Origin of the sequence: Microbacterium marmarense (assembly GCF_037204165.1) — a bacterium.
GTDB classification, from domain to species: Bacteria; Actinomycetota; Actinomycetes; order Actinomycetales; family Microbacteriaceae; genus Microbacterium; species Microbacterium marmarense.
Genome location: NZ_JBBDGL010000001.1, coordinates 245,497 through 257,342, shown reverse-complemented (window position 1 = coordinate 257,342; position 11,846 = coordinate 245,497). Strand labels below are relative to the sequence as shown.

The following is an 11,846-nucleotide window of genomic DNA, read 5'->3' as shown; positions in this document are numbered from 1 at the left end:
ACCAATGCCCGATTTCATGGGATCTCTACGGCTCAATGAGCGCAAAGAGGCGCGAATACTCTCTAGGGCCGCCCGAATCTATACCCCTTAGGGTATTTTGGAGAGGTGCTCGACAACCGAGAGGATGCTGAAATGCCCCCAGAGAGCAGTTCCCCCGCCGTGCACGATCCTGACGCGCAGCGCAAGATCGCAAACCGGCTGAAGCGTGCCCAGGGCCAACTGGCCGCAGTTATCGCCGCGGTCGAAAGCGAAGCGCACTGCCGCGATGTTGTGCAACAGCTCTCGGCCGTGTCAAAAGCGATCGATCGTGCTGGGTTCCTTGTGATCTCCACCGCGATGCAAGAGTGTCTTGCTGATACGGATGCCGATTCTGACACCCAGGTGAAGGAGCTCGAGAAGCTCTTTCTGACTCTCGCCTAGGACATTCCCCGGCCCGCAGCCGCTCCCGTGTAATAGCGTCGTGCGAGAGGCGCCAAACAGGCGCGCGGGGAGGAATCGATGGATCTGGATGCTGCGCTCAGCGACGATGGACGCAAGCTGATCGAGGATTATCACCTTGCTACGCTCTCTACCGTCGCGCCCGACGGCAGTTTGCACGTAGTGGCCGTCGGATTCACGGTCGCGGACGGGGTCGTTCGCATCATCACGAGCGATGGCACTCAGAAGGTGCGCAACATCGAACGCGACCCGCGCGCGACGGTCGGGCAGGTCGCAGGGCCCCAATGGCTGAGCATCGCCGGTGATGCCACGATTGAACGGGATCCAGAAGCCGTTGCCCGCGCGGTGGAGCTCTACTCAGCGAGGTATCGCCAACCGCAGCCGAACCCGAAGCGCGTGGTGATTCGCATCGCGCCGAAGAAACTGATGGGCTCACCGACATTGAGGGCTGCTTCACCGCCAAAGACGCCGCCCCCGAGCGCGCCGGCCACGAGCACGCCGCGAGACGAGCGCCGCTCGAAGCCGCGAAGCGCAGTGGCCACTCCGAAGGCGTCGTCGCGTCTGATCACCGAAGTTCCAGACCCGCGATTTGTGATGTCGGGAGACGGAATTCGCATCGCGACGTATAGCTGGGGAGACACCGACGCCAAGACCGTGCTCTGCGTGCACGGCTTCGCGTCGAGCTCACGCGACAACTGGGTAAGCACGGGATGGGTGCGTGACCTCACCCGCGCCGGCTTCCGTGTTCTTGCTGTCGATCAGCGCGGACACGGAGCGAGCGAGAAGCCGCACGAGGCTCGCGTCTACACGATGCCGTCACTCGTCGGTGATCTGCTCACGGTGCTAGACACGTATCTGCTCGACGACGTCTCACTTGTCGGCTATTCGCTTGGCGCGCGCGTTGGCTGGCAGCTTGCCGTCGATGCACCGCAACACGTTTCACGCGCGGTTCTGGGCGGCATTCCAGACGGCAGACCGTTGGCACGCCTGCAGATCGAGCAGGCGCGAGCGTACGCCGAGAACGGAGTTGCGGTGGAGGATCCGGTGACCAAGAACTATGTAACGCTCGCAGAACGCGTGGTCGGCAACGACATCAAGGCATTGATCGCCCTCGCGAAAGGAATGCGTCTCGCCGACAGCGATCCGGATCCCGCGAATCCTCCCACGCAACCGGTGCTGTTTGCCACCGGAACGGAGGACGCAATATTCGAGCGTTCGCGGTTGCTCGCCGATGCCACGCCGCAGGGGATTTTTGCGCCCGTGCCCGATCGTCACCACTTCAACACGCCTGGGTCACGCGACTTTCGCGAGCAGGCGCTGTCTTTCCTCTCCCAATAGCAATTCGCGCTAGGCGGTCGCTCCCAGCGACACGACTTAGACTTGCACCATTCGTCTGCGATTGCAGGCCCGAGATCTCCGCAGGATTCCCTTGACATCACCAGCCCGTATTCCCACGTTCGAAGTGCGGCACGTGCAACTCGCTCGTGCCGCGTTCGCGGCGATTGCGGCGGTGATGATCACCTTCTCCCCCGACCATTCGGCGCTCATCGGCACGACGGTCTTCAGCGGATTTGCTGTGGCCACAGGAATGGTGTTCTTGCTGTCGGTGTGGTTGGTCTATCCGGCCGGAGCACGCTGGCCGTCTGTGCTTTTGGGCATCGCCGCCCTCGTTGCCGGCATGGTCGGAAGCATTGCTCCCGCGCGCACTGCTGTCGGCTATCTTGTGCTCGTCATCACGTGGGCCATCGCCAGCGGACTGATTGAGACGCTCGCGGGGGCGCGAGCGTTGCGCAACGCGCGCACACCGGGTGCCGCGCCCAGCATTGGTGGTGTCGAGCAGCGCGTTGCGCCCGCCGCGGCGCTCGCTGCGCAGCATCCTGCAGCTAAGAGCGAGGCACGAGACGGAGTAGTGATCGGCACGCTCACGCTGATCTTCGCCACGGCACTGTTGTTCGTGCGCCCGGAGTTTGCGCTCGAGTACACGATCGACCAAGCGGCCCAGACATTCACTCTCACCGGCATTGTCGTTGGTGTGGGTGTGTTTGGTGCATACGCGGCAATCGTGGCCGTGTACCTCGCAATCGCTGGCTTTTCGCCGCGTGCCGCCACGCCAACAACTACCGAAGCGGCGGATTCTGCGCCCGTCGAACAGAAGGACCCCGCGTGACTGACGACAAGCCCACCACCCGTCGCGACCTCATGAAGCCGGTGCAGCTGCTGGGCCTGGCGTTCGCCGCAGCGCTGTTCGCGGGAGTCGTCACTCTGGTATCGATGGGCTTCTTTCAAGACCGCCCCGGCAGTGACGCACAGGTCGCAATCGTCACCGCGCTCGTGGTCGCGGGTGTTTCATTCATCGCAGTGCTGCTCGTGGTGTCGCTGTTGCTGCTCGCCATTGATCCCACTGAGTTCACCAAACCGCTCGAAAAGCCGGTCTTGCTGCCCGATGAAGAATCGACTGACGACGTTGAAGGCGACGCCGGTCCGAAGGCGTAGGCGCTCGCCGCTACGAGAGCTCGTCCACGAGTTGTGACGCGAGACCGGCATACGTAGCCGGCGTCAGAACGAGAAGTCGCTCCTTGGCGGCATCGCCAATATCGAGGCCGCGCACAAACTCTGCCAGTTCCACCGCTCCCACACGGCGCCCGCGGGTGAGTTCTTTCAACAGCGCGTAGGGATCTGTGATCTGTGAGCGACCGGCAGCGATTTCGGCGCGCACGACAGTCTGGATCGCTTCGGCGAGAACTTCCCAGTTTGCGTCGAGATCGGCCAACAGCACAGTCTCGGCAAGAGAGATTTCGCGCAGGCCGCGCGCAAGATTGTCGAGAGCCAGCAGGGAGTGGCCGAAAGCGACCCCGATGTTGCGCTGCGTCGTCGAATCGGTGAGGTCGCGTTGCATACGAGAGGTCACAAGGGTCTGCGACAGCGTTGCGAGCTGTCCACCTGAAATCTCGAAGTTCGCCTCGGCGTTTTCGAAGCGAATCGGGTTGATCTTGTGCGGCATTGTCGACGAGCCAGTGGCGCCGGCAACCGGAATCTGGGTGAAGAAGCCGACAGAGATGTATGTCCAGATGTCGGTTGCGAGGTTGTGAAGAATGCCACCGGCATGACGCACGCGATCGTAGAGCTCCACCTGCCAGTCGTGCGACTCGATCTGTGTGGTGAGCACGTTGAATCCCAGGCCCAGGCTTTCGATGAACGAACGGGAGAGCTCGGGCCAGTCCACATCAGGTTCTGCGGCGAGATGTGCAGACCATGTGCCGGTCGCGCCAGAGAACTTCGCGAGGTACTCGCCGCCTTCGATCTGCGCGGCCACCCGCTTGAGACGCCACGCGAACACGGCGATCTCTTTGCCCATCGTCGAGGGGGTCGCGGGCTGACCGTGCGTGCGCGACAACATCGCAGCATCCCGGTGCTCGACAGCGAGCTGCGAGAGCGCCTCGATCACAGTGTGCAACTTAGGCAACCAGACCCGTTGCACCGCACGTTGCACAGTGAGGGCGTAGGCGGTCGAGTTGATGTCTTCGCTGGTGCAGGCGAAGTGCGTCAGCTCGGCGATCGAGTCGAGACCGAGCGTCGACAACCGGTCACGCACCAGATACTCGACAGCCTTCACATCGTGTCGGGTGACCGCTTCTTTGTCGGCGAGCCAGTCGATCTCAGCCTGTCCGAACTCAAGGTAGAGCGCGCGTAGACGGGCTTTATCGTCGTCAGCCAATGGTGCTGTTCCGAACAGCGAGCGGTCGGTGAGGGCTACGAGCCACTCGACTTCTACCTCGACGCGGGCACGGTTGAGGCCGGCCTCTGAAAGGTAGTCAGCGAGTCCGGTGACGACGGACTGGTAGCGACCATCGAGCGGGCTGAGGGGCTGAGGGGGGAGAGAGGACACGGTGCTCCCGTCGAAGCGCGTTGAGGCGATAGCCGGTATCAGCGCACCGGGCGAATCGCAGGTTCGAGTTGCCGGAAGAGAGACCGGCTCGCGCTTTCAATCATACCGAGGACCTCATCGAACAATCCGGGCCCCGCGTAGTACGGGTCAGGCACATCCACCGAGGTTGCAGGGTCGTCGAACGACATCAGCAGCACGATCTTGTCTGCATCTGCGTCGGATCGCGCCCATCCGCGCAAAATGCGCTCGTGGCTTCGGTCGAGCACCACGATCAGGTCGTTGTGCGCGAAATCGGCATGGGTGAACTGCCGCGCCCGGTGGTGGCTGCCATCGAAGCCCGCTCGAGCGAGCGAGTCGAGCGTGCGCTGATCAGCTTGCTCACCGACGTGCCAGTCGCCGGTTCCTGCACTGCTTGATGCCACTCGCGCGCCCAAGCCAGCATCGTCAGCGACCTTGCGAAATACCACCTCAGCCATAGGCGATCGGCAGATGTTTCCGGTACAGACGAAGACGACGCGGAAAGGCTCGGCGGCACTCGCGGTCATAGTTTCCATTCTGGCCCTGTTGGCGCGCTTTCATCGAGTCGCGGTCACGATACGACGGGCATTCGGGTGAATCGAGGACTTCGCTCCTCCCCACCCGCGAGGCAGACCGGCCGCGTTCACATCTCGATCAGGGGTGGATGCTGCCGCGCACGCGGCAACAAAGATGAACGTCATGTTCGTTGAAGCGCCCTGTTCTCCTGCCGCTACCGCCACCGATCAGTTGGCGATTGTGGTGCGGGAGTTGGAGTCGATCATCGCTCCGCTGTGCACCGCGCTTGTGCAAGCACGCGCGCTGGATGCCGCAACGCAGTGGCAGTCCAAGACAGCAACGGCGTTTCACCTGATGGCTGAGGACTGGGCACACGACCTCAGCCGGCTCGGCGTGCTCGCATATGAGGGCGTGGGTGATGTGCGACGCGCGCATGAACATGCCGCCTACGCCGCGTGGGCGTGCGAGTGAGCGGCGAGCTCGACATTCGAGGTGGCGGAGCAGTTGAAGTCGACACCGCCACGCTTCGAGAGACCGCCGCACGTTTCATCGTCGCTTCCGACGAACTCAGCCGAATCTGCGCACGCGTGGGCAGCTTGCAGAACATGCTCTTCGCCCAGCGGCAATACGCGGGGGTGGCATTGTCGACGCTCGCGCTGCTGACGGCGCGATTGACTGATGCCGCCGCGCGTGGCGAGAGGATCGCCGCAGATCTGCGGGCCGCGGCGGCCATCTACGAGCTGGTTGAGCTGAATGCGCGCCATACGGTGGCGCTCTGGGCGGGCGACGACGGTGCTGTGGCGGCGATCGAGAAACAGCGGGCCGCGTTGATGGCGCAGCATCCCGAAGCGATGGAACGCGCTCGTCTGGCCGAGTTCGAACGTGCCGTGCTCTGGCCCGGCGACCTCGTACGTCAAGCAACCGAGGCAGGCTACGACCTCGGCGGGCTATTCGATACCGCTCGAGGCGCTGACCTGCTTGCGGCCGCGGTAGGCGGCGTAGCCGTGGGCGGCACCGCCATTGGCTTCGCTGCGCTCACCGGTGTTGGCGGCTGGGGTCGAGTGCAAAGTGACGTGACGCTGAACGGATCGGCGCAGCCTGTGCAGGTGGCTGCTTCGAAGCAACCGCCTGCTGCTGCCCCGACGAGCCTCACCAGTGCTGCGGAGCGCATACCCCGCACCGGGGCGAGCCAGGTCAGGGTCGAGAAGTACACGATGGCTGATGGAACTCGACAGTTCGCCGTCTATGTCTCGGGCACGCGCACGATGGCGGTGAGCGCAACGGAGCCGTGGGACTCCCGCTCAAACGTCGAGCTCTACAGCGGATCGCGCTCCGCGTCATACGACGCCACCGAATCCGCGCTGCGTGCTGCGGGTGCACGCCCGGGTGACGTCGTGCACGCGTTCGGTCATTCGCAGGGCGCGATGATCACCAGTCATCTTGCCCTCGAGAGCGAGTACAGCACCCGCACACTCGTGAACTTCGGCTCACCAGTCGAGGCAGATGTGGGCTCATCAACGTTGAGCGTCGGGATTCGACACACCGATGACCCGGTTGCTGCGCTCGCCGGTGGGGGTTTCATGGAGTCGGTGGGCGCCCCTGGCAGCTTCATCGCGGAACGCGAGGCGCATCCTTTGGCTGGCACGGACGACCTGGGCATTCCATCTCACCAGATGACGAGCTACGTCGAAACGGCGACGATGCTTGACGCTTCCGCTGACCCGCGGGTGAATCAGTTGAGCGAGGTCTTTGAGGAGCTCGCACACGCGACCACGGTTGAGGTCACCGAGTTCGCGGCGACGCGGGCCGATTCCGAGGGCGCTACTGCTTCTCTTGGGGACGAAGAATGATGCCGAAGAACCAGTTGATGAGGGTGATGATGATCGCCGCAACTACACCCCACCAGAAGTCCTCGACACGCAGACCGAAGTCCCAGAACTCGGTAATCCATGCGCTGAACCAGAGCAAGAATCCGTTGATGAGAAGACCGATGAGACCCAGAGTGAGGATGTAAAGCGGGAACGCCAGCACTTTGATGACGGTGCCGATGATCATGTTGACCAGCGCGAAGATGAACGCCACCAGCAGCAGGGTGAGCACAAGTTGCAGAGTGTCGCCGGGGGCGAAGGGAATCACGCTCACCTGGAGGGCGGGAATAAGGGTCACCACCCAGATAGCGAACGCGTTCACAATGATGCGGATGAAGAAGCTCATAGTGCGGATAGTCTCGCATGCCAGCGGACTCGTAGACTCAGCAGGTGACCGACGCTGCAGATATCCCCGTCCGCGTCCGCCCCGAGATCGCAGCCCTCCCCGCCTACAAACAGGGTCGGCAAGCTAGCGGCGACGCCTTCAAGCTCTCAAGCAACGAGAACCCGTTCGATCCGTTGCCAGGCGTAGCTGAAGCACTGCGCGCCGAAAGCGCCGTCAACCGGTACCCCGATGCCACGGCTAGGCGACTGCGCGAGCGCCTCGCCGCGCGCTTCGGGGTGACCTCTGACGAAGTGCACGTGGCTGCTGGCAGCGTGTCGATTCTGTCGCAGTTGATACTCGCCACCGCCGCAGCGGGAGACGAGGTCATCTACGCGTGGCGTTCGTTCGAGGCGTACCCATGGCTGACGGTGGTTCCCGGTGCCGTCGGCGTGCAGGTGCCGCTTACCGAAGACGCTCGCCACGACCTGCCCGCGATGGCAAGCGCCGTCACTGACCGCACGCGGGCCATCATCGTCTGCACGCCGAACAACCCGACCGGCCCGGTGGTGACGCAGGCAGAGTTCGACGACTTCGCCGCGCAGATCCCGAGTGACGTACTGATCATTCTTGACGAGGCATACGCCGAATTCGTGACAGCGCCTGGCGCGGTCGACGGAACTCTCGTACTTGCACGAGGCACCCATCCAAACGTCGTGATGCTGCGCACCTTCTCCAAGGCATGGGGGTTGGCAGGCCTGCGCATTGGGTACGCGGTCGGTCATTCGAGAATTCTCGATGCCGCGCGCAGCACCGGCATTCCGCTCTCGGTCACCGCTCACGCGGAGTCGGCTGCGTTGGCGAGCCTCGACGTCGAGACCGAACTGCGGGCACGTGTTGCGGTGATCGCTGAGCGTCGGGATCGCCTCGCCGCAGGTCTTCGCGAGATAGGTTGGCGCGTACCTGACGCGCAAGGCAACTTCGTCTGGCTGGCCACCGGCGACGAGACGATGGCGGCCGCTGAGGCCTTCGAAGCGGCGGGACTGATCGTTCGCCCCTTCGCCGGTGAAGGCATTCGCATCAGCGTCGGCGAGGAGGAATCTGTAGGCAAGGTCTTACGAATCGCCGAATCCATTGTTGGAGCCCTCCCAGCCGCTCATCGGGGCCGACGGTAGCGTTAGAGCCGTGACGTCTGAAGAATCGTTGACCACTGACGCCCCAGCGATCCCCGAGGCTCCCGGGATCGTGCGTATTCTCGCCGCGGACGGGTCGTTTGCGCCCACGCCAGCGGCAGAGCCATATCTAGACCTCGTCGACTCTTTGAGCGATGCTGAGCTCGAAGGCCTATATCGCGATATGGCTGAGATTCGCGCGTTCGACGTGCAAGCGACGAATCTGCAGCGACAGGGTCAGCTCGCACTCTGGCCACCGAGCTATGGGCAAGAAGCTGCGCAGGTCGGTTCGGCGCGGGCAGCGCGTGCACAGGACCACCTCTTTCCCTCGTATCGCGAGCATGTAGTAGCGCGCATTCGAGGGGTGGACCCCATTCACATCATTCGCATCATGCGTGGACTCACCCACGGCGGATGGGATCCGACAGACCCGAAGAACGGCAACACGCACATTTACACGATGGTGCTCGGGTCGCAGACGTTGCACGCTACCGGGCTCGCCATGGGCCTCGTATTCGATGACCGCTGCGGCAGCGGCGACGTTGACCGTGATGAAGCTGTCATCGTCTACTACGGTGACGGCGCTTCGAGCCAGGGCGATGTGCACGAGGCGATGGTGTTCGCCGCGAGCTATCAGACGCCCGAGGTGTTCTTTCTGCAGAACAACCAGTGGGCGATCTCAGTGCCCGTCGCCACGCAGTCTCGCTCACCGCTCTACAAGCGCGGTGAGGGATACGGCATGCCCTCGATCCCCATCGACGGAAATGACGTCATCGCAAGTTATGCCGTAACGCGCCGAGCACTCGATGAGGCGCGCTCCGGAGCGGGCCCCCGGGCCATCGAAGCCATGACGTACCGGCTCGGCGCCCACACCACCAGCGACGACCCCACGAAGTACCGCACCGCGGCCGAAGAAGAGTCGTGGCAGCTACGCGACCCCATGGTGCGCATGCGTGCCTTCCTGCGCTCGCGCGGCGCGGCCGACGCATTCTTCGATGACGTTGAGGCCGAATGCGCTGCCGTCGCCGATGACATCCGCGTTCGAACAAACGAGCTGGGCGGACTTGAGCAGTCAATGATCTTCGACAGCGTCTACTCGGAAAAACACCCATTGATTGAAGAACAACGCACGTGGCTCGCCGAGTATGAAGCATCCCTCGAAGGAGATGCGTCATGAGCGAGATGACCACCATGCCCCTCAGCCGTGCTCTACACGCCGGGCTGCGCGCGGCCATGTCAGAAGACGATCACGTCATTCTGATGGGCGAAGACATCGGAAAGCTCGGTGGCGTTTTTCGTGTGACGGAGGGGCTTCAGGCGGAGTTCGGAGAGCGTCGCGTGCTTGATACGCCTCTTGCCGAATCGGGCATCGTGGGAACAGCAATCGGTCTTGCCATGGGCGGGTTTCGACCCGTCTGCGAGATTCAGTTCGACGGCTTCGTCTTTCCTGCGTTCGACCAGATCACGTCGCAGCTCGCCAAGCTGACCTATCGCCACGAGGGCGCGATTCAGATGCCGGTCGTCATCCGCATTCCCTACGGCGGCCACATTGGCGCAATCGAGCATCACCAAGAGAGCCCCGAAGCGTACTTCACGCACACGCCGGGCCTGCGGGTCGTTTCACCGTCGACCGCGAACGATGCGTATTGGATGATCCAAGATGCGATTCGCTCGCCTGATCCGGTGATCTTTCTTGAGCCCAAGAGCAAGTACTGGCAGAAGGGTGAGGTCGATCTCACCGCGCATTCAGTGCCCCTGCACGCCTCTCGCATCGTCAGGCGCGGCACCGATGTGACTCTTGTGGGTCACGGTGCGATGGTGACGACGCTGTTGCAGGCAGCAGCTTTGGCCGAATCTGAGGGCACGAGTTGCGAGGTCGTTGACGTTCGCTCGCTGTCGCCGGTCGACTACGGGCCAATCCTCGAATCCGTCCGAAAGACCGGCCGCATGGTTTATGCCCAAGAGGCGCCCGGTTTCACCTCGGTCGGCAGCGAGATCGCCGCGACGGTGATGGAGCGGGCGTTCTATGCCCTTGAGGCGCCGGTGTTGCGCGTCTCAGCGTTCGACACACCTTTTCCTCCCGCCAAGCTCGAGGGAAAGTTCCTTCCCGATGCCGACCGCATTCTCGAAGCGGTCGACCGCGCGCTGGCCTACTGACACTGTCTGAGGAGACACCGATGAGCACTCCCGCAGAATCGACCTTTGTTCTTCCCGACGTCGGTGAAGGACTTACCGAAGCTGAGATCGTCCAATGGCGCGTTGCCCCTGGTGACACCGTCGCTGTGAATGATGTGCTGGTCGAGATCGAAACAGCCAAGTCACTCGTCGAACTGCCCTCGCCCTTTGCCGGCACGGTCGGCACACTTCTGGCAGCCGAGGGCGAGACGGTGAGTGTGGGGCATGCGATCATCACGATCGTCGCAGTGGTGGATGCCGCTGCGTCACCCGCCACGATCGGTCAGAGCGAGCACGGTGAACCAGCAACGCCCGCAGAAGATGAGGGTGGTGGCGCTGTGCTCGTGGGGTACGGCACCGGGGGGCAGGTGAAATCGCGTCGCCGCAAGCCGGTCGCGTCAGCTCAAGAACGGGTTACGTCGTCGGTGGGCGTCGTGGCGAAGCCCCCAATTCGCAAGCTCGCCCGCGACCTCGGCGTGGAGCTCGCTGCGGTGACTCCGACAGGCGCTGCGGGAGAAGTTACTCGTGACGATGTCTTGCGCCACGCGTCACAGGCCAGCGTCTTCCGCAACATCGAGACACCTGAGTGGGGTGACGTGCGCGAGGAGTCGATTCCAGTGTCGCCGCGCCCGGCACCCACGCGCACGACAGAACCTGAGCGCACCGTGGCCAACGGCGACGAGCGTGAAGAGACGTTTGCCGTGAAGGGTGTTCGCAAGGCTGTGGCGTCAGGCATGGTGCAGTCTGCGTACTCGGCACCTCATGTGAGTGTGTGGACCGACGTCGACGCGTCACGCACGATGGAACTGGTCAAGCGGCTGAAGAGTTCGACAGACTTCGCTGATATCAAAGTCTCGCCGATGCTGATCATGGCTCGTGCCGTGGTGTGGGCGGCGCAGCGCACGCCGATGGTCAATGCCGCCTGGGTTGATGGCGAGAATGGAGCGGCCGAGATCACGGTGCGCCGCTATGTGAACCTCGGCATCGCCGCTGCCACGCCTCGGGGCCTGCTCGTGCCCAACATCAAAGATGCGCAAGACATGTCGATGCGCGAGCTCGCGCGCGCGCTGGAAAAGCTGGTGTTGACGGCACGCGAGGGCAAGACGTCGGTTGCGGATCAGCAGGGCGGCACGATCACGATCACGAACATCGGCGTCTTCGGAATGGACGCGGGCACCCCGATCATCAATCCGGGTGAGGCCGGAATCGTGGCGCTGGGCACAATTCGCCAGAAGCCCTGGGTGGTTGACGGTGAGGTGCGGCCACGCTGGGTTACCACGGTCGCTGGCTCTTTCGATCACCGGGTCATCGATGGTGACGGCATGAGCCGCTTCATCGCCGACGTGGCATCGATCCTCGAAGAGCCGGCTCTGCTGCTCGACTGATCCTGAGCTGACATCAGATCCTCTTTAACGGATTTGATAACCATTATCAACAGAAGTACGATTGCG

Annotated in this window: 13 protein-coding genes and 1 pseudogene; 11 read left to right on the top strand and 3 right to left on the bottom strand. The window is 63.1% G+C overall.

From position 1 onward, the window contains the following. Window positions 1-132: 132 nt before the first annotated feature. From WDU96_RS01180 to WDU96_RS01160, 5 genes and pseudogenes are all read left to right on the top strand, one after another. The gene (locus WDU96_RS01180) at window positions 133-420 is read left to right on the top strand and encodes a metal-sensitive transcriptional regulator (RefSeq protein WP_337337632.1); all 288 of its coding nucleotides are present in this window, start codon (window positions 133-135) and stop codon (window positions 418-420) included. Window positions 421-498: 78 nt separating this feature from the next. Next, window positions 499-855 (top strand): annotated as a pseudogene (locus tag WDU96_RS01175) (pyridoxamine 5'-phosphate oxidase family protein); the annotation flags it as partial. Window positions 856-1,032: 177 nt separating this feature from the next. Further along, complete coding sequence (locus tag WDU96_RS01170; RefSeq protein ID WP_337337631.1) at window positions 1,033-1,776, top strand: alpha/beta fold hydrolase; 744 nt, start codon at window positions 1,033-1,035, stop codon at window positions 1,774-1,776. Between the two features lie 91 nt (window positions 1,777-1,867). Next, complete coding sequence (locus WDU96_RS01165; protein WP_337336653.1) at window positions 1,868-2,605, top strand: acyl-CoA synthetase; 738 nt, start codon at window positions 1,868-1,870, stop codon at window positions 2,603-2,605. Further along, on the top strand, window positions 2,602-2,931 hold the full coding sequence (locus tag WDU96_RS01160) for an amino acid transporter (protein WP_337336652.1): 330 nt from the start codon (window positions 2,602-2,604) through the stop codon (window positions 2,929-2,931). Before WDU96_RS01165 ends, WDU96_RS01160 begins: the two co-directional genes overlap by 4 nt. A gap of 10 nt (window positions 2,932-2,941) precedes the next feature. Here the strand turns inward: WDU96_RS01160 and purB are convergent, their stop codons facing one another. Continuing rightward, window positions 2,942-4,324: an adenylosuccinate lyase gene (gene purB / locus WDU96_RS01155; protein WP_337336651.1), complete on the bottom strand. Its 1,383-nt coding sequence runs from the start codon at window positions 4,322-4,324 to the stop codon at window positions 2,942-2,944. A gap of 38 nt (window positions 4,325-4,362) precedes the next feature. Beyond that, entirely contained in the window at window positions 4,363-4,869 is a 507-nt protein-coding gene (locus WDU96_RS01150) for a low molecular weight protein-tyrosine-phosphatase (protein ID WP_337336650.1), read from the bottom strand. A 172-nt stretch (window positions 4,870-5,041) separates the two neighbouring features. On the opposite strand from WDU96_RS01150, the gene WDU96_RS01145 reads away from it, so the two are divergent. Together WDU96_RS01145 and WDU96_RS01140 are read left to right on the top strand one after the other, a co-directional pair. Next, window positions 5,042-5,329: a hypothetical protein gene (locus WDU96_RS01145; RefSeq protein WP_337336649.1), complete on the top strand. Its 288-nt coding sequence runs from the start codon at window positions 5,042-5,044 to the stop codon at window positions 5,327-5,329. Further along, complete coding sequence (locus WDU96_RS01140; protein ID WP_337336648.1) at window positions 5,326-6,708, top strand: hypothetical protein; 1,383 nt, start codon at window positions 5,326-5,328, stop codon at window positions 6,706-6,708. Before WDU96_RS01145 ends, WDU96_RS01140 begins: the two co-directional genes overlap by 4 nt. On the opposite strand, the gene WDU96_RS01135 is transcribed toward WDU96_RS01140, so the two are convergent. Beyond that, the gene (locus WDU96_RS01135; protein WP_337336647.1) at window positions 6,680-7,072 is read right to left on the bottom strand and encodes a phage holin family protein; all 393 of its coding nucleotides are present in this window, start codon (window positions 7,070-7,072) and stop codon (window positions 6,680-6,682) included. The two genes, WDU96_RS01140 and WDU96_RS01135, sit on opposite strands and share 29 nt — an antisense overlap. Window positions 7,073-7,116: 44 nt before the next feature. On the opposite strand from WDU96_RS01135, the gene WDU96_RS01130 reads away from it, so the two are divergent. The 4 genes from WDU96_RS01130 to WDU96_RS01115 are packed head-to-tail and all read left to right on the top strand — an operon-like array spanning window position 7,117 to window position 11,780. Then, on the top strand, window positions 7,117-8,223 hold the full coding sequence (locus WDU96_RS01130; protein WP_337336646.1) for a histidinol-phosphate transaminase: 1,107 nt from the start codon (window positions 7,117-7,119) through the stop codon (window positions 8,221-8,223). A 10-nt stretch (window positions 8,224-8,233) separates the two neighbouring features. After that, complete coding sequence (locus WDU96_RS01125; RefSeq protein WP_337336645.1) at window positions 8,234-9,397, top strand: thiamine pyrophosphate-dependent enzyme; 1,164 nt, start codon at window positions 8,234-8,236, stop codon at window positions 9,395-9,397. A 5-nt stretch (window positions 9,398-9,402) separates the two neighbouring features. Next, complete coding sequence (locus tag WDU96_RS01120; RefSeq protein WP_420063934.1) at window positions 9,403-10,377, top strand: alpha-ketoacid dehydrogenase subunit beta; 975 nt, start codon at window positions 9,403-9,405, stop codon at window positions 10,375-10,377. 20 nt (window positions 10,378-10,397) lie between these two features. Next, a complete protein-coding gene (locus WDU96_RS01115; RefSeq protein ID WP_337336643.1) occupies window positions 10,398-11,780 on the top strand; it encodes a dihydrolipoamide acetyltransferase family protein in 1,383 nt (460 codons plus the stop codon). Window positions 11,781-11,846: the final 66 nt, after the last annotated feature.

What these genes read in the sequence shown, in the direction of transcription:
- WDU96_RS01180 (WP_337337632.1), top strand. Translation starts at nt 133, where the DNA reads ATGCCCCCAGAGAGCAGTTCCCCCGCCGTGCACGATCCTGACGCGCAG.
- WDU96_RS01170 (WP_337337631.1), top strand. Translation starts at nt 1,033, where the DNA reads ATGTCGGGAGACGGAATTCGCATCGCGACGTATAGCTGGGGAGACACC.
- WDU96_RS01150 (WP_337336650.1), bottom strand. Translation starts at nt 4,869, where the DNA reads ATGACCGCGAGTGCCGCCGAGCCTTTCCGCGTCGTCTTCGTCTGTACC.
- WDU96_RS01145 (WP_337336649.1), top strand. Translation starts at nt 5,042, where the DNA reads ATGTTCGTTGAAGCGCCCTGTTCTCCTGCCGCTACCGCCACCGATCAG.
- WDU96_RS01135 (WP_337336647.1), bottom strand. Translation starts at nt 7,072, where the DNA reads ATGAGCTTCTTCATCCGCATCATTGTGAACGCGTTCGCTATCTGGGTG.
- WDU96_RS01120 (WP_420063934.1), top strand. Translation starts at nt 9,403, where the DNA reads ATGACCACCATGCCCCTCAGCCGTGCTCTACACGCCGGGCTGCGCGCG.
- WDU96_RS01115 (WP_337336643.1), top strand. Translation starts at nt 10,398, where the DNA reads ATGAGCACTCCCGCAGAATCGACCTTTGTTCTTCCCGACGTCGGTGAA.